General features: G+C 45.2%; 20 protein-coding genes. All 20 read left to right on the forward strand.

Annotated features, from left to right (window positions below):
* The first annotated feature begins 592 nt into the window (after positions 1-592).
* Positions 593-967: a carboxymuconolactone decarboxylase family protein gene (locus JSY36_RS14700; RefSeq protein WP_122898826.1), complete on the forward strand. Its 375-nt coding sequence runs from the start codon at positions 593-595 to the stop codon at positions 965-967.
* Positions 968-1,281: 314 nt separating this feature from the next.
* Positions 1,282-1,422, forward strand: a complete 141-nt coding sequence (locus JSY36_RS20955) for a YuzK family famiily protein (protein WP_473678737.1) — start codon at positions 1,282-1,284, stop codon at positions 1,420-1,422.
* A 179-nt stretch (positions 1,423-1,601) separates the two neighbouring features.
* Positions 1,602-1,811: a hypothetical protein gene (locus JSY36_RS14705; protein WP_205166942.1), complete on the forward strand. Its 210-nt coding sequence runs from the start codon at positions 1,602-1,604 to the stop codon at positions 1,809-1,811.
* A gap of 347 nt (positions 1,812-2,158) precedes the next feature.
* Positions 2,159-2,938: a Fe-S cluster assembly ATPase SufC gene (gene sufC / locus JSY36_RS14710; protein WP_122898822.1), complete on the forward strand. Its 780-nt coding sequence runs from the start codon at positions 2,159-2,161 to the stop codon at positions 2,936-2,938.
* A gap of 32 nt (positions 2,939-2,970) precedes the next feature.
* Positions 2,971-4,275, forward strand: coding sequence for a Fe-S cluster assembly protein SufD (gene sufD, locus JSY36_RS14715; RefSeq protein WP_205166943.1), 1,305 nt, complete (start codon positions 2,971-2,973; stop codon positions 4,273-4,275).
* Positions 4,275-5,498, forward strand: a complete 1,224-nt coding sequence (locus JSY36_RS14720) for a cysteine desulfurase (protein ID WP_205166944.1) — start codon at positions 4,275-4,277, stop codon at positions 5,496-5,498. The genes sufD and JSY36_RS14720 overlap by 1 nt, the downstream gene beginning before the upstream one ends.
* On the forward strand, positions 5,485-5,931 hold the full coding sequence (gene sufU / locus JSY36_RS14725; RefSeq protein ID WP_205166945.1) for a Fe-S cluster assembly sulfur transfer protein SufU: 447 nt from the start codon (positions 5,485-5,487) through the stop codon (positions 5,929-5,931). The genes JSY36_RS14720 and sufU overlap by 14 nt, the downstream gene beginning before the upstream one ends.
* A 171-nt stretch (positions 5,932-6,102) precedes the next feature.
* Positions 6,103-7,500, forward strand: a complete 1,398-nt coding sequence (gene sufB / locus JSY36_RS14730; RefSeq protein WP_122898814.1) for a Fe-S cluster assembly protein SufB — start codon at positions 6,103-6,105, stop codon at positions 7,498-7,500.
* A gap of 636 nt (positions 7,501-8,136) precedes the next feature.
* Positions 8,137-8,991 carry a DUF72 domain-containing protein gene (locus JSY36_RS14735; RefSeq protein ID WP_205166946.1) on the forward strand — a complete coding sequence of 285 codons (855 nt, stop codon included), beginning with the start codon at positions 8,137-8,139 and terminating at the stop codon, positions 8,989-8,991.
* A gap of 59 nt (positions 8,992-9,050) precedes the next feature.
* Positions 9,051-9,878, forward strand: coding sequence for a sulfite exporter TauE/SafE family protein (locus JSY36_RS14740; RefSeq protein WP_205166947.1), 828 nt, complete (start codon positions 9,051-9,053; stop codon positions 9,876-9,878).
* A gap of 19 nt (positions 9,879-9,897) precedes the next feature.
* Positions 9,898-11,298: a bifunctional metallophosphatase/5'-nucleotidase gene (locus tag JSY36_RS14745; protein WP_205166948.1), complete on the forward strand. Its 1,401-nt coding sequence runs from the start codon at positions 9,898-9,900 to the stop codon at positions 11,296-11,298.
* Positions 11,299-11,427: 129 nt separating this feature from the next.
* Entirely contained in the window at positions 11,428-11,721 is a 294-nt protein-coding gene (locus tag JSY36_RS14750; RefSeq protein WP_236784963.1) for a YunC family protein, read from the forward strand.
* A 224-nt stretch (positions 11,722-11,945) separates the two neighbouring features.
* A complete protein-coding gene (locus JSY36_RS14755) occupies positions 11,946-13,049 on the forward strand; it encodes an HD-GYP domain-containing protein (protein ID WP_205166950.1) in 1,104 nt (367 codons plus the stop codon).
* Between the two features lie 206 nt (positions 13,050-13,255).
* Positions 13,256-14,050: a thymidylate synthase gene (locus JSY36_RS14760; RefSeq protein WP_122898803.1), complete on the forward strand. Its 795-nt coding sequence runs from the start codon at positions 13,256-13,258 to the stop codon at positions 14,048-14,050.
* The gene (locus JSY36_RS14765; protein ID WP_122898800.1) at positions 14,047-14,529 is read left to right on the forward strand and encodes a dihydrofolate reductase; all 483 of its coding nucleotides are present in this window, start codon (positions 14,047-14,049) and stop codon (positions 14,527-14,529) included. Before JSY36_RS14760 ends, JSY36_RS14765 begins: the two co-directional genes overlap by 4 nt.
* Positions 14,530-15,186: 657 nt before the next feature.
* A complete protein-coding gene (locus tag JSY36_RS14770) occupies positions 15,187-16,626 on the forward strand; it encodes a PTS mannitol transporter subunit IIBC (protein WP_205166951.1) in 1,440 nt (479 codons plus the stop codon).
* Positions 16,627-16,655: 29 nt separating this feature from the next.
* Complete coding sequence (locus JSY36_RS14775) at positions 16,656-18,719, forward strand: BglG family transcription antiterminator (protein ID WP_205166952.1); 2,064 nt, start codon at positions 16,656-16,658, stop codon at positions 18,717-18,719.
* A 12-nt stretch (positions 18,720-18,731) separates the two neighbouring features.
* Complete coding sequence (locus tag JSY36_RS14780) at positions 18,732-19,160, forward strand: PTS mannitol transporter subunit IIA (RefSeq protein ID WP_205166953.1); 429 nt, start codon at positions 18,732-18,734, stop codon at positions 19,158-19,160.
* Entirely contained in the window at positions 19,161-20,303 is a 1,143-nt protein-coding gene (locus JSY36_RS14785) for a mannitol-1-phosphate 5-dehydrogenase (RefSeq protein WP_205166954.1), read from the forward strand.
* 226 nt (positions 20,304-20,529) lie between these two features.
* Entirely contained in the window at positions 20,530-21,366 is an 837-nt protein-coding gene (yunB, locus tag JSY36_RS14790) for a sporulation protein YunB (RefSeq protein ID WP_122898790.1), read from the forward strand.
* Positions 21,367-21,399 lie beyond the last annotated feature (33 nt).

A 21,399-nucleotide genomic window follows, 5' to 3' on the forward strand; every position in this document is an offset into this window, starting at 1 on the left:
GATACGCGAGGCTCCCTGCGGAAGTGCGAGACAGACGAGACCCCACAGGGGCAAAGCGAGGCCACTGAAAAAGTCAAAGTCCAATAATAATTCACCACTTTAGGGCACTGATTGCAAAGGGGGTTTTGATTTTTTGATGTGCTAAAAGTCATTGTTGTTATAAAAAAAGTGTTGATTGGAGCGAATGCGCGACACTCCTGCGGGAAAAGCGAGTTCCGGGGAGACCCCGCAAGCGCGCAGCGCTGAGGATAGAGCCGCCCGTAGATCAACACCTAACTTTTCTGAGACTATTTAAAAGGAAGACTTTTTCAGCGGCTCCGCGTAGCTGGAGGCTCGACGGGAGTCCGGGGAAGGGAGTGTATTCCGTTCAACAAAGCAAATTGAAATGAAGGGTTATAGCACCATACCTAATTTTTTATGGTAGACTCTCATCGAAATTGGATGACCGCCCTGCTGGCGGGTAAAGAGGAACTCCTAAAGAAAGGCAGAATTAATCAGAGCAATAACAACAACACTTTTTTCATTAAAACATAAATTCCACTCCTTCAACTCATACTAAAAGGTGTGAAATGACTATAAGGAGAGATGAAAAATGGAACAGCATAATAACCAGCAAATGTCCTCAGTTCAGCAGGCGCTTCATGACTACAAAGCAGGTCTCGGGCATTTTACAGAGCAGATGCCTGATATTGCACGAAAATACAATGCCTTTACAGAAGCGTGCTTTGAAGCAGGGGAGCTGACCCAGAAGGAAAAGCAGCTGATTGCCCTTGGTATTGCTCTTTATTCGCAGGATGAATACTGCATTATTTATCATACAAAAGGGTGTCTTGATCAAGGTTGCTCACAGCAGGAAATTCTTGAGGCGGTAGCTGTCACCGGAGCCTTTGGCGGTGGCGGAGCGATGAGTCAGGCAGTGACTCTTGTGGAGCAGTGTATGACTGAGCTGGATATACAGCCCCATTAATTTTATGGAAAGCACCTGGAGGAATCGGGTGCTTTTCGGTGAAAAATGGGGTTATTTTAGAAGATCATGTGATCAGTGCTCACTGAATAGAATTTTCAGTCAATTTGGTCCTGGATCCATGCTCAGGGAAATTGGAGTAACTCAACCCACGTGGTAAAATGACACTATGTTAAAAAGATCACATAAAAACAAGTTTACATTATATCCATAAAAGGTACATGTATCTTGTCAGATCTTTTGACCAAAAAATTTGAAAGGGTTGATTTATTATCCATCAGATTCAATTGAATCACACAAGCGAGATGGAAAAAGGAATGCAGCAGTCACACGGAATGAGCTATGCGGAGTACAGTAACAATCTGGATAACCGCATGAAAGTGGAAAGAGCAAGAGATCTGGACCATCAGGCTAGCATAAAGCTGGTGTCTGATCATCAACGACAATTGCACACCTAGAGATAGGGTGATCATAAATATCCATGAACCTGCCTTGAAGATCAGTATGTCCCCGCATACTGGTCTTTTCTTAATGAAACGCTGAAAGGGCAATGAAAGGAAATACACTTGAGTTTAAGAGAGCTTTACAGTCCACGCCAATGCTTAACAACACTAATAATTAAAAGGAGAATGAAGACATGGAGAAAAAACAAAGGACCACACGGGAGAAGAAAGTGTTCTGGTATTCGCTGATCACGATTTTTATTGCCGTTGTCATTGCAAATACGTTTTTTCAATATGAATACAGCTTATCTGCCATGTTCATGAGAGCCTTAATTATGGGGCTGATCGGAGTCGCTATTTTTGGTTTCTGGAGCACCGTATTGAAGGATAAAGAAATGGATTAAGAATGATGTTCATTCTCAATTAGTCAGGATTTAGTGAGAATTAACCATCGAAAGTCCCCAGACTGTTTCTATAATGTGAAAACGTTGATATATCAAGCCTGGCATAGTTTGAATGAACTTTCATATCCTCGGAATAATACATAGAGTTGGAAATGGGTTTGAAGAATGGTTACAAAATATGTTTGAATAGGTAACAGGGTGTCGTTTTCCCTTGAACTCACCTTTCATATGATATAATATTGTAATGAGAATAAAGTGAGAATGGGTAACGTGCATCATTCTTATTAAGCAAGCCAAATTGTTCGCGGCTTCTGTGCCGTGAAAAAAATAAATGGAGGTTAGAACAAATGACAGCACCAAATTTAAAAGTTGAAGATCTTCATGTTTCCATTGAAGAAAAAGAAATTCTTAAAGGCTTCGGAATCGAAGTGAACGGCGGCGAAATCCATGCCATCATGGGACCAAACGGTACTGGTAAATCAACGCTTGCATCTGCTTTAATGGGGCATCCTAAATATGAAGTAACAAGCGGTAAAGCAACATTCAACGGCGAAGACCTGCTTGACATGGAAGTAGATGAGCGTGCTCGTGCCGGCTTGTTCCTCGCTATGCAATACCCTTCAGAAATCAGCGGCGTGACAAACGCAGACTTCATCCGTTCCGCTATTAATGCGAAACGTGAAGAAGGCGACGAAATCTCTCTAATGAAGTTCATCCGTAAAATGGATGACAAAATGAATACACTTGATATGGACCAGGCTTTTCAGCACCGTTACCTGAACGAAGGTTTCTCCGGCGGTGAGAAAAAGCGTAACGAAATTCTTCAGTTATTGATGCTTGAGCCTAAGATTGCGATCCTTGACGAGATTGACTCAGGTCTTGATATCGATGCCCTTAAAGTTGTAGCCGAAGGGATTAACGATATGCGCAATGAAGACTTTGGGTGCTTAATCATCACTCACTATCAGCGTCTTCTTAACTACATTACGCCTGACAAAGTACACGTAATGATGCAGGGACGCATTGTAAAATCCGGTGGCCCTGAGCTTGCTGAGCGCCTTGAAGCTGAAGGTTATGACTGGATTAAAGAAGAACTTGGTATCGAAGACGAGACTGTAGGCGAATAATAAGAGCGGTTTTTTAAGGAGGAGGAAACAAAATGTCAGTGGATACAAAGCTACCATTTGATCAGGAATACGTGACGAACTTCTCTAAAGACCGCCAAGAGCCGGAATGGCTGACTAACTTGCGTGTATCGTCTTTAGAGCGAGCAGAGGCAATCGACCTGCCAAAACCTGATAAAACAAACATTACGAAGTGGAATTTCTCATCATTTGAGCATGAGAAAGCAGTTTCTGCAGATACAAACTACGACGCCCTTTCTGAAAAGGTTAGAGAACTTGTAGGTAAAGAAGAAAATGCCAACACAATTCTCGTACAGGAAAACGGTGGAACGGTTTTTGCCCGTACCCAGGATGATCTTGCAAAGCAGGGTGTTATCTTTACCGATATCCACACTGCAGTTCAGGAGCACAGTGATCTTGTAGAGAAGTACTTCATGAGTGAAGCTGTAACAGCGGATGAAAACCGTCTGACTGCCCTTCACGCTGCTCTTCTTAACGGCGGAACATTCATTTATGTTCCGAAAAACGTAGAAGTAAAAGTCCCTCTTCAGGCGATTTACGTGCAAAAGGGGGCTGCAGGTCTCTTTAATCACGTACTGATCGTAGCTGAAGCCAACAGCTCTGTTACGTACATTGAAAACTACGCTTCCGAAAACTCTTCAGAAACAGTAGCAAACATCGTGGCAGAGGTTTATGCTGCGGACGGCGCTACAGTGAACTTCGGTGCTGTGGATAACTTCGGTGAAGAAGTAACAACGTACGTTAACCGCCGTGCCCAGGTAACCGGCCGTGACGCTAAAGTATACTGGTCCCTTGGACAAATGAACGATGGGAATACAGTTTCCGACAACACAACATTCCTCGTTGGTGAAGGTTCTTATGCAGATACGAAGACCGTCTCCATCGGCCGCGGAAAGCAGTCCCAGAACTTCACAACATTGATCAAGCACTATGGTAAAAATTCCGATGGTCAGATTCTTAAGCACGCAGTAATGAAAGATTCTGCAAGCTCGATCTTCAATGGAATTTCCAAGATCGAAAAAGGTGCGACGAAATCAAACGGAGAACAGACTGAGCGTGTTCTTATGCTTAGTGATAAAGCACGTGGTGACGCAAACCCGATCCTTCTTATCGATGAGGATGACGTAACAGCAGGCCACGCAGCTTCTGTAGGTAAGATCGATCCTCTGCAGATGTTCTATCTGATGAGCCGCGGAATTTCCCGTAAGGAAGCAGAGCGCTTAATCATCCACGGTTTCCTTGGACCGGTTGTTAATGAGATTCCAATTGAATCTGTAAAAGAACAGCTGATCGAGGTAATCGAAAGGAAAGTATACTAATGAACGTTTTAGACGTCCGTAAACAGTTCCCGATTCTCGACCAGGAAGTCAATGGTCAGCCACTCGTTTACCTTGACAGTGCCGCTACTTCACAAAAGCCTGTTCAGGTAATAGAAAAGCTTGATGACTACTACCGCCGTTATAATTCCAACGTACACCGCGGTGTACACACACTTGGAACGTTAGCGACGGACGGATACGAAGGAGCACGTGATAAAGTACGTAACTTTATCGGTGCTTCCTCAACTGAAGAGATTGTGTTCACACGGGGAACAACGACAGCGATTAACTTCGTTGCATCAAGTTACGGACGTGCCAACGTCGGTCCCGATGATGAAATTGTCATTACACCGATGGAGCACCACAGTAACATTATCCCGTGGCAGCAGCTTGCCAAAGCGACCGGGGCGACGCTTAAGTATCTTGAACTTAATGACGACGGTACCATCGCGATGGATAAGCTCGGGAACACGATTACCGACCGGACGAAAATCGTTGCGGTTATGCAGGTATCAAACGTGCTTGGTGCGATTAATCCTGTTAAGAAAATTGCCCAGGCTGCCCACAAGCACGGCGCCGTTATGCTTGTGGACGGAGCCCAGAGCACGCCTCACATGAAAGTGGATGTGCAGGATCTCGACTGTGATTTCTTTGCATTCTCCGCTCATAAAATGTGCGGACCGACCGGAATTGGTGTTCTTTACGGAAAGAAAGCTCTTTTGGAGAACATGGAACCGGTGGAATTCGGTGGTGAAATGATCGACTTCGTAGGTCTTCAGGAGTCAACGTGGAAAGAGCTTCCCTGGAAGTTTGAAGGAGGCACACCGATTATTGCCGGAGCAATTGGCTTAGGTGCAGCGATCGACTTTCTGGAAGACATCGGACTTGAAAATATAGAGAAGCATGAACACGATCTCGCCCAGTATGCATTGGGCCGCCTTGAGGAGATGGACGGGGTGACGGTTTACGGACCGAAGCACCGTACAGGACTTGTAACATTTAACTGTGATGATGTTCACCCTCACGATGTAGCCACTGTCCTTGACGCGGACGGCATTGCCGTCCGTGCCGGTCACCACTGTGCCCAGCCTCTTATGAAATGGCTTGATGTTACTGCAACGGCTCGTGCCAGCTTTTATTTATATAACACGAAAGACGATGTTGACGTGTTTATTAAAGGATTAACAAAAACAAAGGAGTACTTCGGAAATGTCTTTGGGTAATCAGCTAGATACGTTGTATCGACAAGTGATCATGGATCATTATAAAAACCCGAGAAACCGAGGCGAATTGGACGGAGATTCTCTTACCGTAAACATGAACAACCCGACTTGCGGTGACCGTATCCAGCTTCAGATGAAAGTGGAAGAGGGTAAAATCTCCGATGCAAAATTCACTGGTGAAGGGTGCTCCATCAGTCTGTCTTCCGCATCAATGATGACGCAGGCAGTTAAAGGTCTTCCTGTCGAGGACGCCTTAAAGTTATCTGAAATCTTTTCTGACATCATGCTCGGTAAAGATGCAGATTACGGTGATTTCGACCTTGGTGACATTGAAGCACTGCAGGGGGTTGCCAAGTTCCCTGCGAGAATCAAGTGTGCAACACTCGCGTGGAAGGCGATGGAAAAAGGAATTAAAGAAGACGGTCAGGCGTGATCCGGCATCTCCCATTAAGCACAATAGGTGGAGAAGATACGCATTATCGTGTAAAATAGAGGGAACATCTCCTAAAGTCTAAAGAAAGCTTCCCTTTATGACTGAAGGAAACAGTGTCGGATGAAGGAAGCGCGGTTTGGTTTTACCAGAATCACAAGGGAGGTTTTTCACATGGCAAAGAAAATGCCAGAAATCAGTGAATATCAATACGGTTTTTCCGATAAGGACGTATCGATTTTTCGGTCTAAACGCGGACTGACAAAAGAAATCGTCGAGGAAATTTCCCGTATGAAAGAAGAGCCACAATGGATGCTCGATTTCCGTTTGAAATCACTGGAGCAGTTTTATAAAATGCCAATGCCTCAGTGGGGCGGCGACTTGAGCGAATTGAACTTCGATGAAATTACGTACTACGTAAAGCCGTCTGAGAAGTCTGAGCGCTCCTGGGATGAAGTACCGGAAGAAATCAAGAACACATTTGATAAACTCGGTATTCCTGAAGCAGAGCAAAAGTATCTTGCTGGGGTATCTGCCCAGTATGAATCTGAAGTTGTTTACCACAACATGAAAGAAGAGCTTACTGAGCAGGGAATCGTGTTTAAAGACACCGATACAGCGCTAAAAGAGAACGAAGATATTTTCCGTGAGCATTTCGGAAAAACGATTCCTCCATCTGATAACAAATTCGCGGCATTAAACTCTGCGGTATGGTCCGGTGGATCGTTCATCTATGTACCAAAAGGAATTAAAACGGATACACCGCTTCAGGCATACTTCCGTATTAACTCTGAAAACATGGGTCAGTTTGAGCGTACGCTTATCATTGCCGATGAAGACAGCTCTGTACACTATGTAGAAGGTTGTACAGCTCCTGTTTACACAACCAACTCTCTACACAGTGCGGTTGTTGAGATCATCGTTAAGAAAAACGCTTACTGCCGTTACACGACAATCCAGAACTGGGCGCCAAACGTCTTCAACCTCGTTACAAAACGTGCCGTTGCTGAAGAAGGTGCCAACATGGAATGGGTTGACGGTAACATTGGTTCCAAGCTGACGATGAAATACCCTGCAGTCGTAATGAAAGGCCGCGGTGCCCGTGGTAACATCCTTTCCATTGCTATCGCAGGTAAAGGTCAGCACCAGGATGCCGGTGCGAAAGTACACCATTTAGCACCTGACTGCTCATCTACGATCGTTTCCAAGTCCATCTCCAAGCAGGGTGGTAAGGTAACGTACCGTGGAATCTGTCACTTCGGACGAAAATCTGAAGGATCTAAATCCAAAATCGAGTGTGACACGCTTATCATGGATAATGAGTCCACTTCCGATACGATCCCATACAATGAAATCCTAAACAACGACATTACTTTGGAGCACGAAGCAACAGTTTCCAAAGTGTCTGAAGAGCAGTTGTTCTACTTGATGAGCCGTGGTGTTTCCGAGCAGGAAGCAACAGAAATGATCGTAATGGGCTTCATCGAGCCATTTACAAAAGAACTTCCAATGGAATATGCCGTAGAAATGAACCGCCTGATCAAGTTCGAGATGGAAGGTTCCATCGGATAAGTTCGTTGAATATAGAAAGAGCCTGGAGATTTTGGTCTCCAGGTTCTTTTTTAGCGGGAAATGGGAGGGGGATGCAGGGCAGGCAGGACTAACCTGTTTAAAGGGTGTGCTAACCTGTTTAAAGCGGCTGCTAACCTGTTTAAAGCGGCTGCTAACGTGTTTAAACCGAGCACGAACCTGTTTAAACCGTCACCCCCCTAGTAATAATAAGGATAAGCAGACGCATAGTACGGATAACCGAAAGGCTGAGGATAATAATAGCTTGGACCCGCCAATGAGCTGCCTAATGCTCCTCCTAACAAACCGCCCAAGAATGGTGCGCCGAATCCGATTGCACCATAGCCGCCCCAGCCTGGCCGAGGCCCGCCGCCCCAGCCACCGCCACCCCATCCGCCCGGTCTAGGACGACGGGTATCATATCCTCCATGAATTATTCGTGTTTCTGAAGTATAAAAGGGTTGTTGCTCCAATATGTTCATTCTCCCCTCAATTTCATAACTCTCGTTTTTAAAGTGACGCAAACAGGGTATTCACACATCAGCATATGTACTAAAATAAAAATGCGTATAGTTAACAGCCTACTGAAAAGATAAAACACAAGAAGAGGCTTGGTAAAGAAAGAGGTGTATGGAATACATGATCAAAATAGGCCTTACCGGTTGGGGAGATCATGACTCTTTATATGAAGGTATAACAAAAAGCTCGGAAAAGCTCAGTGTCTATGCAGGTCATTTCCCAACTGTGGAAATTGATTCTACCTTTTACGCTGTCCAGCCACTAAGAAACATGGAAAAGTGGGCTTATGATACACCGGATTCGTTTTCGTTTGTTGTAAAGGCTTACCAGGGGCTGACAGGTCACCAGCGTGGGGACGGCAATCCCTTTTCCACACGCGAGGAAATGTTCGATGCTTTTTTAACTTCTCTTGATCCCCTTCAAAAGAGCGGGAAATTAGCAATGGTCCTTTGCCAGTTTCCACCGTGGTTTGAATGTAAAAAAGAGAATGTCCAGTACTTACGCTATTGTAAGGAATACTTAAATGACGTACCCTGCGCTCTTGAGTTTCGCCATCAATCCTGGTTTGCACCGGAATTCAAAGAACAAACCCTTTCTTTTATGGAAAAAGAAAAGTGGATTCACAGCATTTGTGATGAACCTCAGGCAGGGGCAAGGTCGATTCCTTTTGTTCTGGATACTGCAGGGAATGATGATGTTCTCTTTCGGTTTCATGGGCGTAATGTAGCAGGGTGGAATAAACCGGCCAATGGACAAGAGTGGCGGGACGTCCGCTATTTATATGAATACAACCAACAGGAACTGGAGGATCTCGCAGGTAAAGTTAAGAAAGCATATCAGTCTGCAAAGAATGTTTATGTTCTTTTTAATAACAATTCCGGCGGCCATGCGGCAGGAAATGCAAAGACAATGATTGATATACTTGGCCTTGATTACAAGGGCCTCGCACCTCGACAACTTGACCTTTTTGATTGATAATAGAAGGTATACATCAAGCGCTGCAGGCTGGCAGCAGAAAGTGAAGATATACGATTATGGAATGGATTCTTTTATTATTTTTAGGCTTGGTCGCTGCGATCCTGGGAAGTATTATGGGTCTTGGCGGAGGGATTATTATTGTCCCGGCTCTTATGGTTTTGAGCGGCTATACAACGATTCTGGAAGGGATTACTCCACAGGTGGCTGTCGGAACGTCTCTTCTTGTGATGATATTTACAGGACTTTCCTCTACACTTGCTTATGTAAAACAGAAAAAAGTAGATATTAAGAGCGGACTCATCTTTTTTATCGGAAGCGGACCGGGGGCACTTTTCGGTGTCTGGTTAAATAAAGATATCAATGTGAACATGTTCCTTATCTTTTTTGGGGTCTTTATTATCCTCGTATCGTTTATTCTAATGGTCAGAAAATATGTGAAGCCGATCCAGCTTGCGAAAAAGGGCGGCGTGCGCAGAACGTACCAAAATAATCTCGGTGATACGGTTGAATACGGGTATCATCCTGCGTTAGGCATTGCTATCGCCTTTGTTGTGGGGATGTGTTCCGGTCTCTTTGGAATTGGCGGAGGATCATTAATGGTTCCGGCCATGATCCTGCTATTTGCATTTCCGGCTCACATGGCCGTAGCTACTTCGATGTTCCTCGTCTTTTTATCTGCGATTGTAAGCTCCATTTCGCACATTTCACTAGGAAACGTAGATTGGCTGTATGCAGCAGCCTTAATTCCCGGTGCATGGGCAGGCGGGATGATCGGAGCTGCGATTAACCGTCGTCTGGCAAGTGATACGGTTGTCAATTTACTGCGTATTATGTTGGTTATTATCGGTATCCGCCTTATTTATCAAGGTATAACAGGGGCGTGACGCATAGGTGGTGAACATCTTGAAGAAAAAAACACTTAGGATTCTACATACAAATGACTTACACAGCCAGCTGAGTCAGTGGCCTGCTGTTGTTTCAAAAATCAATGAACTGAGAGATGAAGCTGAGGAGGAGGGTGAAGAAGTACTGCTTTTCGACATCGGTGATCATGCCGACCGGGTTCATCCGATAACGGAGGGGCTAGAAGGGAAAGGGAATGTGGAACTCCTCAACCGTCTCCGTTATGACGCAGTCACCATTGGCAATAATGAAGGAATGACTTTTTCAAAAAAACAACTGGATGCTCTTTATGCCGATGCAGGATTTGATGTGCTCGTTGCAAACCTGAAAGATGCAAACGGGCAAAAGCCCGGCTGGGCAAAATCCCATCGGATCTTTACAACAAAGCAAGGTGTCACGGTTGGTGTTTTCGGTGTGACGGTTGCCTACAAACTGTTCTACAGTGCTCTTGGATGGTCGATTGAAGATCCGTTTGAGGCAATTGAAGAAGAAGTCAATTTGCTGAAGGACCAGGTAGATGTGCTGGTTTGTCTTTCCCATCTGGGATTGCACGATGATGAGCGGATGGCAAAGCAGTATCCTGAGATTGACCTGATTCTCGGGTCCCACACCCACCACCTTCTTTTGGACGGAGAAAAAATTAATGAGACCTGGATTCATCAGTGCGGACGTTCCGGCTCGCACTTTGGGGACATTACGATCTCATTTGATGAAACGAGTCATTCGGTTTCCCTGGTAGATATCCACACAGTTGAAGTGGATCACGCACATGGAGGCAGAGATAAGGGTACAGAAGATGCTCTTACTGAGCTTCAAAAGCGTGCAGATGATGTTTTAGGTGAAGTTGTTACGACACTGCCGGAAGACTGGGAACTGAGCTGGGAAAAGGAAACACCTCTGTCCAAGCTCCTTGTAACCGGGCTCAGACGCTGGTGCGAGGCGGATGTAGCGATGATGAATGCCGGTATTCTTCTTGAAGGACTGAAGAAGGGACCCGTCACAAAGGGGACCCTTCACAGTATTTGTCCACACCCGATTAATCCGGCGAAAGTGAAGCTCTCGGGTGAGAGACTCCTTGAGTTCATCCGGGAGGCCCATAAAGAGGAGAAGATTTATAAAAAAGTCAAAGGATTTGGTTTCCGCGGAAAGATTCTTGGTATGATGGTGTATGATGGGATTGACGTTTTGGAATCACCGGAGGGACCCCTGCAGCCGAAAGACATCCGTATCCTTGGAAAACCTCTTGACCGGTCAGCTAATTACAATGTAGCAACGGTGGATATGTTTACCTTCGGATACCTGTACCCTTCCATAAGCACAGTAAATGAGAAAACCTATTATATGCCGGAGTTCCTCAGGGACGTACTGGCATGGAGCCTTAGGAACATACACCTCGATTAAAGGCCCGGAGCCATTGAACAAGCACTTTTTTCTTTTTCACTCATAAGCTGTTACTAGCCTGTGACTTGTTTGAATCAGAAGGAATAGCCGGAAGTGGAAGAGGTGAGTGATGTGATTGATGTGCAACCGATGTTTATAGATGGTAAGCCTTTTACTGCAGTTACTGTGAAGTTACCGAAAACGAACTTCATGGCTGTTACCAATGACGTTGGCTACATTATGTGCGGTGCTTTGGACGTGGCACTGTTGAACGAAAAGCTTGCAGCACGAAAGATTGTAGCGGGAAGAGCAGTAGGTGTAAGAACGATCGATGACCTGCTGAACGCGCCCCTTGAATCTGTTACTTATGAAGCGGAGTATCTAGGCATTCATGCAGGCATGTCAGGAAAAGAGGCATTGCTTCGCATGGTGGAGAAAGTATAATAAAGGGTTAATGTGAATCCTTTTCTTTTAGTAACCGAAGGATGTTGAAGGTGTCCCTCCAGGTTGTCTTATCGTTTGGGACACCTTTTAAAGCAAGGGCTAAGCCGCTGGAAAGCCGGTATGTAAAGGTTTCGTTTGCCGGGAAAGCAGCGGATAAAGCTATATTGCTGACCTATTGAGACATCATAAATCAGAGCGTATTTCTCAGCAAAGGCAGGTCAATTATGCGTCTACGAGCAGTTTACTCTATAAAACAAAATGATCGTCTTGCAAAGGCGATTTACAATGAAAATGGCCAAGTCCTCGTGCAGGCCGGCATACCACTGTCCAATGCCATGATCAGCCGGTTAAAGGCAAAGGGGATTACGTTTGCCTACGTTGATGATGACGTTACAAGTGATATATACTTTGAAGAAGTCATTACCGAGCAGACGAGGCATTCGTCCATTAATACGATTAAGAAATCCTTTCAGGCCGTTACAGCTCCTGAAGTTTTGAAAAAATCTTTTGAGGTCGACAAAGTCAGCCGTTCGTTTGGCGGCATTGTCTCAAACATTCTGCATGATGTGAGGAAGCATAAAGAAGCGATTTCCCTTTTATCGAGTGCGTATTGCTATGATTCCTATATTTTTCACCATTCATTGAATGTCACTGTCTATGCCCTTGCCCTGGGGGAACGCCTCGGGCTTAATGAGGGTCAGCTTAAGGATCTCGGACTTGGCTCTCTACTCCACGATATCGGGAAAATGGCCGTACCTACCGAAGTGTTACATAAAAAGAATGCCCTCACGGATGAAGAGTTTGCGGTCATCAAAGAGCATACAACAGCAGGCTATGAACTGCTGAGAAAAACCCATACAATTCCTTTGTTATCAGCCCACTGTGCATACCAGCATCACGAGCGCCTGAATGGTTCGGGATATCCACGGGGAATCGGTGGAGATGAGATTCATCTTTACGGAAAAATCATCGGAATCGCCGACGTATTTGATGCCGTTACCTCTAACCGTATATACAGAAAAGCGAGGCTTCCACACGAAGGTCTTGAGCTTCTTTATGCGGGAGCGGACAACCTGTTTGATAAAAAAATGGTTGAGGTTTTTGCAAAAACTGTGGCTATCTACCCGGTCGGTCTTGAAGTGGTGTTGAATGACGGCAGGCAAGGTGTTGTATCCAAGCAGAATAAAAACATGAATGCCAGGCCGGTCATCCGAATTTTACAAGAGGCAGGAAGGGTTGTTTTCCCTTATGAGGTGGATCTGACGAAAGAATTAAACATTACAATTGTGAAGTGTGAAGCCAGGCTTTCTGAAGAAGAAGCATCGTAGAAGGCACTGAAAAAGTTCGGTCTTTAACTTTTCCAGTGCATTCTGAGCAATGTGCGGAACGGTTGCATTTTTAAAAGCCTGTTATGAATGGGTTTCTCGTAACAGGCGCGCAACCGAGTGGAGCCATTGCCACTGAAATAATAGGCACTGAAAAAGTTGGTTTGTACTTTTTCAGGGGCCTCAATTAAGAATAGGAGGCTGCGGATATGAAACAATATCTCGACTTATGTGAACATGTGCTGGAAAACGGCACAAAGAAAGATGACCGTACAGGAACGGGAACAGTGAGCACGTTCGGATACCAGATGCGTTTTAATCTCGCTGAAGGGTTCCCGCTTCTTACTACGAAGAAACTTTCATTGAGGGCAATCATTCATGAACTGCTCTGGTTTATTAAAGGTGACACAAACATCGCCTACCTTAAAGAAAATAATGTACGGATCTGGAATGAATGGGCTGATGAAAATGGCGACCTTGGCCCGGTTTACGGAAAACAGTGGCGCAGCTGGCCGACACCTGAAGGGGAGTCGATTGACCAGTTGAGAAACGTCATCGAAGAAATTAAGAAGAACCCTGATTCAAGACGGCTTGTTGTCAACGCGTGGAATGTAGGTGATCTGGATAAAATGGCCTTGAGCCCATGCCACTGCCTGTTTCAGTTCTATGTAGCGGACGGTAAACTGTCCTGTCAGCTGTACCAGCGAAGTGCGGACCTGTTTCTCGGGGTGCCTTTCAACATTGCATCTTACGCTCTCCTTACAATGATGATTGCTCAGGAATGCGGCCTGGAGTACGGGGAGTTTGTTCATACCTTCGGAGATGTACACATTTACAGCAATCATATCGAGCAGGTGAAATTGCAGATGAGCCGTGAACCGAGAAGCCTTCCGAAGATGAAACTGAACCCGGACATTACGAAGATCGAGGACTTTACGTTTGATGACTTTGAATTAGTGGAATACGACCCTCACCCACACATTAAAGGAGAGGTGAGTGTATGATTTCATTGATTGCTGCGATGGACGAGAACAATGTGATCGGTCATGAGAATAAACTGCCCTGGAGTCTTCCAAACGATCTGGCTCACTTTAAAAGAATTACATCGGGTCACACCGTCGTTATGGGCAGAAACACGTTTGTTTCCATCGGAAGACCGCTGCCGGACCGACGAAACATCGTCGTTACAAGCAACCCTGACTTTTACCATGACGGGATTGAAGTGGTGGACAGCCTCGCTGTTGTTGACGACCTGGCTCAAAAAGAAGAGGTCATGGTCCTGGGCGGTCAGAAGGTATTCGAACAGCTCATGGATAAAGCGGACCGTCTTTATGTGACGCGCATTCACCATACGTTCCAAGGCGATACGTATTTCCCGCCATTTTCAGAACAGAACTGGGATATCACTGAGAAGCTTGAAGGAAAAATGGACAGTGAGAACAAATACGCCCATACATTTTTCGTTTATGACCGGAAGAGATAACAGCATCCCCCCGTCCATTTGTGTGACGGGGGGATTTTTGTGTCGGAGGGCGGCAGGGAGGGAATGTCGTTTCCGGGCATCCTCTTTCGATCGCTGGAAGTTCTGCATAAATACTGCTGAAGTCTGTCTATATCCGGCGGAAGCTCTGTATAAAAGTGGACATGTATAAATGAGGGGAAGTTCTTCATAAAAATGCAAAAGGTATTTAAATGGAGAGCGGATTAGTGGAGGCGGTTTTGCTGTGCGGAAGAAGGCGGTGTGTGTCGAATGGCCGATATATTTCTGTTAGAGGTCGATAAATCAGAATTAGTGGCCGATACACCTATAAAAAAACCAGCAGCCTTGAAAAGAGAATCCGATTCCCCTCAGGTCCGGTTTTCTTAAATGTCGAAATATAACGAATTCTCTTTAAATGTACATAAGTTCTCCATAAAACTCCGGAAAGTCTGCATAAACCGTGAAAAGTTCTCCATAAATCATCCCGAACTTAAATCACTCCTCCTCCTATTCCTATAAAGCTGTCCAGCTGCCAAACAAAGAAATGTCATGAAGTGGTTTGACGAAATTGGCTTTAGATTAAATTGATTGCGCATACATTCCCTTTTACTATAAAAGTATAAGAAAACGAAATCCTTAATCAAAGAGGAGGAATCATAAATGGCTGAAGAAAAGAAAAAAAGTTCAGTTAAGGCCAGAGTACAGAAGTTTGGCAGTTTCCTTAGCGGAATGATCATGCCAAACATCGGGGCATTTATTGCATGGGGATTAATCACAGCTTTGTTTATTCCGACAGGGTGGCTGCCAAATGAGACGTTTGAGCAGCTTGTAGGACCGATGATTACTTACCTGCTGCCATTATTGATCGCGTATACAGGTGGTAAGATCATTTATGATGTTCGTGGTGGTGTGGTCGGTGCCATTGCTACAATGGGGGTTATCATAGGCGCGGACATTCCAATGTTCCTGGGCGCTATGATCATGGGACCACTTGCAGGTTTTATTATTAAGAAAATTGACAATGTGTTCTTACCAAAAGTAAGACAAGGCTTTGAAATGCTTTACAATAACTTCTCGGCAGGGATACTCGGTGCGCTTCTTGCCATGCTCGGAGTCATCGGGATCGGACCGGTCATTGTAGCCTTTACAACGGTTCTGGCAGGCGGAGTACAAGTGATTGTCAATGCTGGACTGCTGCCTTTGGTCAGTATCTTTATTGAGCCGGGGAAGGTACTTTTCTTAAATAATGCTATTAACCACGGCATTTTATCTCCTCTTGGAGCCGAGCAGGCGCTTCAGGAAGGAAAGTCAATCTTATTCATGCTTGAAACCAACCCGGGACCGGGACTGGGTATACTGTTAGCTTATATGGTATTCGGTAAAGGAATGGCAAGACAGTCAGCTTCAGGAGCGAGTGTCATTCACTTCTTCGGGGGCATTCACGAAATTTACTTCCCTTATATCTTAATGAAACCATTGCTGATTCTGGCGGCAATCGGCGGGGGAATGAGCGGTATTTTCGTCTTCACACTCTTTAATGCAGGTCTTTCATCTTCACCTTCACCAGGAAGTATCATTGCTTATACGCTGTTAACACCTCAAGGTAATTTCCTTGGTGTTTATGCAGGGGTTATTGTGGCAACGGTCGTTTCATTCCTGATTGCTTCTGTGATCCTGAAGCGCGGGGCACCTGACGATGAAGGAGATCTTCAAGGTGCTGCGGCGAAAATGCAGGATATGAAAGGGAAGAAAAGCGCTGCTGTTGGAAGTCTGGCAGACAGTGAGAAAGAAGAAAAAGAAACTGTAGAACAATCGAAAGCAGATGCTGAGGTAAATAAAGTCGTATTTGCCTGTGATGCGGGCATGGGTTCCAGTGCCATGGGAGCATCCATTCTGAGGAATAAATTCAAGAAAGAGTCAATTGATATTGAGGTTACAAACACTTCAATCAGTAATCTGCCGGCTGATGCGGATATTGTCATTACTCATAAAGATCTGACTGAGCGGGCAAAGGACAAATTGCCGGATGCGGACCACATTTCCGTTGACAACTTTCTCGGCTCACCGAAATACGACGAGCTGGTAAAGCGGTTAAAATAATGTGAAAAAGAACTGCGGGAGACGATAACATGTATATCTCTGCTCGTGAACGAAAAATCATTGAACAATTGCTGAGGGCCAAACAGGACATTACCATTAAGGAAATTGCGAAATCCATTCAGGTCAGCGACCGGACCGTCCACCGCGACTTGAAGGGCGTAGAGGATATCTTAGATTCCTTTGGTGTGACTCTGGTTAAGCAATCCGGCAGGGGGCTTGAGCTTCAAGCTTCTCAGCCCCGGCTGGATGAGTTACACAAGTATATCTCCCAGCTGAACCATGAAGAGTATACACCTGAAGAACGGAAAGTACTGCTGATCAGCAAACTTCTTCATTTACGTGAACCTGTAAAACTGTTTACTCTTGCAACCGAATTGAATGTCACCGCTGCCACGATCAGTACTGATCTGTCGAGAGCTGATGACTGGCTTGGGGACTTTCAGCTGAGTGTTGTAAGAAAAAGAGGATCAGGAATTGACCTGTCCGGTACAGAAACGAATAAGCGAAGGGCTATGAGCCGGCTTTTGGTAGAGTTTGTGAATGAAGAAGACTTCTATTCCTTAATACACCGTCAGCCTGATGAAGAGGGCAGCATGAATACAGTTTCAGCCCGCCTTCTGCATCTGGTGGATAAGGACATGCTCTCGGCTGTGGAAGAAGCCGTCCAGGATGTAAGGGGAGACCTTCCATATGAGATTGCCGACTCTGCTTATATCGGATTAGTCATCCACCTTACTTTATCCATCGAACGAATTAAGCTGGGTGAAGAAATCACCATGAAGCAGGGCGGACTGGAAGAGATGATGGAGACGGCAGAATGGAAGCTTGCTGGAGAGCTTGCCCGGCGCCTGGAAGGGAAACTCGCTATTCAGATCCCGCAAGCTGAAACCGGCTATATTACCATGCACCTCAGGGGAGCGAAGCTCAGTGCTGAACAGTATGTGCAGCTCGATCAGGCGAACATGGACACTGTCCTTTATGCTAAGAAACTCATTCGTTATGTTGATAAAAAAATAGCAGGGGACCTTGAAAAAGATTCTTCCCTTCTTCAGGGGCTTGTTACACACCTGTATCCTGCTCTCTACCGAATCAAGGAAGGGATGAAGATTCATAACCCTATGACCGGACAAATTAAAGAAGAATACCCAGTACTTTTTCAAACACTTGAAGAAGGTGTAAAGGCCGTTTTTCCCGGTCTTGATATTCCCGATGAAGAAGTGGCCTATCTAGTGATGCATTTTGGATCGGTGATGAATCAGAGACGGCGTAATGCAGGTTATACGGCACTTGTGATTTGTTCGAGCGGCGTCGGGTCTGCAAAAATGCTTGCCTCGAGAATTCAAAAGGAAATTTCGTTAATCGATCGTGTGCAGACCATTTCTGTTCAGGAAATGATGGATATGAACCTTGATGACTATGATCTGGTTCTTTCTACGATTAAATTGACCAGCGTGAACCGGGATTATTTTGTTGTGAGTCCGTTTTTGCCCCAAAGTGAAAGCGTGGCGATTCATCAACACCTTCAGCAGTTAAAACCGAAAGCGAAGGAAACAAAACAAGAATCCAATGCCGGTTTACACATTGACCATTTTGAAGGCTATTCAAAATCGGTAAATGCCATCGTCAGTCTGCTCAATCAATTTGAAGTGTACAGGTTTGACTCAACTGACATCCGATGTCTTGTGGACAGTCTGTGCACTGAGATGGAAAAGGAAAAGAAGATCGATTCTGCAATAGAGGTTTCTAAGGCACTGATTGAGCGGGAAAAGCTGGGGGGACTTGGCATACCCAATACGGGAATGGCTCTTTTCCACGCCCGGACACTGGCAGTAAAACAGCCTGTTTTTACAATCGCACGGATCAGCGTATCTCTTATGACAAAGGGAATGGACGGCGGGGATCAGGAAATATCTACGGTTTTATGTATGTTGGCAGGAGAAGATTCGAGCAAAGAAGAGCTGCAGGTTCTAAGTTCGATCAGCGCTGCGATCGTACATGATGAGAAAAATCTTCATGTATTTGAATACGGGGAAAAAGATGATGTTCTTCATCAATTATCAAAAGTATTTAACGATTATTTAAAATCTTTATGAGGAGTGTTTTATATGAGTATTTTAACGAAAGAAAACATTGTACTTGGAGCGGCACCGGCAACGAAAGAAGAAGCCATTGAACAAACAGGCAGTATTTTGGTTGAAAAAGGGTATGTGTCTCCGGGTTATATTGAAAAGATGAAGGAAAGAGAAGCTCTTACCTCAACGTATATGGGGAACTTTGTAGCAATTCCTCATGGAACAGAAGATTCAAAGAAAGAAGTGAAACACTCCGGTATTTCCATCGTACAAGTCCCTGAAGGAGTGGACTTTGACGGAAATGAAGTAAAAGTATTGATTGGTATTGCCGGAAAAGATAATGAGCATCTGGAAATCCTTTCGCAAATCGCCATCGTCTGTTCTGAAGAAGAAAACATTGAAAAAATGGTATCCGCATCGTCTCCGGAAGAACTGCTCAGTCTTTTTGAGGAGATCGTTTAAATGAAAGCCGTCCATTTTGGCGCGGGAAACATCGGAAGAGGCTTTATCGGCCAGCTGCTATACGATGCGGGAGCAGCGATTACATTTGTAGATGTGAATGATGAGGTTATTAACGCCATGAACAGTGAAAGGCATTATGACATTGTTTACGCCCAGGAGGAAGAACTGCGTTATTCCGTGCATGGTGTAAAAGGCCTGAACAGCCGTACTGAAACAGATAAAGTTGTCTCAGAAATTGCAGAAGCGGATATCGTGACAACGGCTGTGGGGCCGAACGTTCTTAAGTTCCTTGCTCCTGTAATAAAAGAAGGACTGGTAAAAAGAAGCGGTAAAGCTGTAGATGTGATCGCCTGCGAGAACATGGTAGGGGGCAGTGAACAACTGAAACAGTATGTGCTGGATCAAGCAGATGATGAGGAACGCAGGATTGTTGAAGAGTCGGCCGGCTTTCCAAATGCTGCAGTAGACCGGATTGTTCCCGAACAAGTCGTTGGAAACGGGTTGGATGTAACAGTTGAGCCATTCTATGAATGGATTGTTGAAACAGAAGGAATGAAGAATCCGGACGTAAGAATTCCAGGTATCCTATATGTGGAAGCTCTTTCCCCTTATATTGAGCGTAAGCTTTTCACCGTCAACACGGGGCACGCAGCGGCAGCGTATCTCGGCTCTTTGGAAGGGTACAAAACAATTGCTGAGGCGATGGCAGATGAAGGTGTATTTACGTCTGTACGTGGAGCGCTGGAGGAAACGGGGAAGTTGCTTACAGCAAAGTATGACAGCTTTTCTAAAGATGAGCAAAAAGCCTATATCGAGAAGGTACTGGCACGCTTTGTAAATCCCAAACTGGTGGATGACGTGAAGCGGGTAGGGCGCACCCCTCTACGGAAACTGGGACGTAAGGAAAGGTTGATCTCTCCCGCAGAACAGTTAATGAAGCGAAATGGGCAGCCTGCTTTTCTCGTTGATGTGATTGTGGCGGCTCTCTCTTTCCGGAACGAAGACGATCCGGAAGCGGTGAAACTCGCTGAGGAGATACAGGAAAAAGGTGTGGGTTATGTTTTGAGACACTACTCACAGCTGGAAGAAAACTCTCCTTTATACGAATCAATTTTAGAGAAGTACAATGACACGGAAAAATAAAGGATTGGAAAAAACGAAGGCAGCCAGCCTTCGTTTTTTGTCGGGAGGGTTAAATTTCATTGGAAGATTTTATGGGGGGGCATACCTCACCTCGGTGAACTAATGGAGGCACTTTCAAGCGTAATTTTTAAATTAAAACCCAAACCTTCTTTTTCTCTAAATTGTGCGGGGTCTGTCCCCCGACAATTTTGCATAGGTATGTAAGAGAGGAAGGGGTGCTTGGCTGATGAAGCGGAGGTTTCGGGCGTTCAAGCCGGTCAAATCGAGGAGACGGAAAGGACCTTTGCCTTTTCGTTATGTATTTTTAATTTCATTTTTAATTTTTTCTCTGATGACTGCCCAGGGTCTTGTGATTGTTGAAAAGGGTATTCGTCCGACGCTTATATCCATTGCAAAGACTGAGACACAGAGGATCGGGACACTTGCTATCAATGATGCGATTTCCAAACAGATTCTTGAGAATACGAACCTAGAAGAGGTCATTGAAACAGAGATGGGTCCTGATGGCAGTATTACGTATATGAACTTCAACCCGGTTATATTTAATAAAGTTTTGCAGCAGACAACCCAGCGCGTACAATCGTATTTAAATGATATTGAACACGGCAGGGTGAGGGATGTGGGTCTTCCCACAGATGTGAACGTGGAAAGAGAGGGAGCAACGTTTTCCGAGGATGGCATCATTCACATGATTCCACTCGGTCAGGCTACGAACAATGCTCTGCTGGCACACCTTGGTCCAAGGGTGCCTGTCCGTTTATCCGCCATCGGTGACGTGAAATCCCAGCTGAGGTGGGAAGCGGTACCTCTGGGGATCAATAACACATGGATCAGTATCAGCGTTGAAATAGAGGCGGATGTGAAAATCGTAATCCCGTTTGCAACGGATACGGCTGCTGTAACCACTTCGATTGCGGTGGCCAATGTGTATATCCCTGGAGAAGTGCCTGAGTTTTACGGAACGGGTGTAACCCCTGTGCTTTCCAGGGACTTGGAAACCGGAGAGGTGAATGTATCTGAGACTGAAACCATTTCAACCCAGGAAAATTTGCCAGGTGATTAATGGTTGCATTCCCTTACACCCTCTGATACAATC

The sequence above is a fragment of the Alteribacter salitolerans genome, from assembly GCF_016901055.1.
Classification (GTDB): domain Bacteria; phylum Bacillota; class Bacilli; order Bacillales; family Salisediminibacteriaceae; genus Alteribacter; species Alteribacter keqinensis.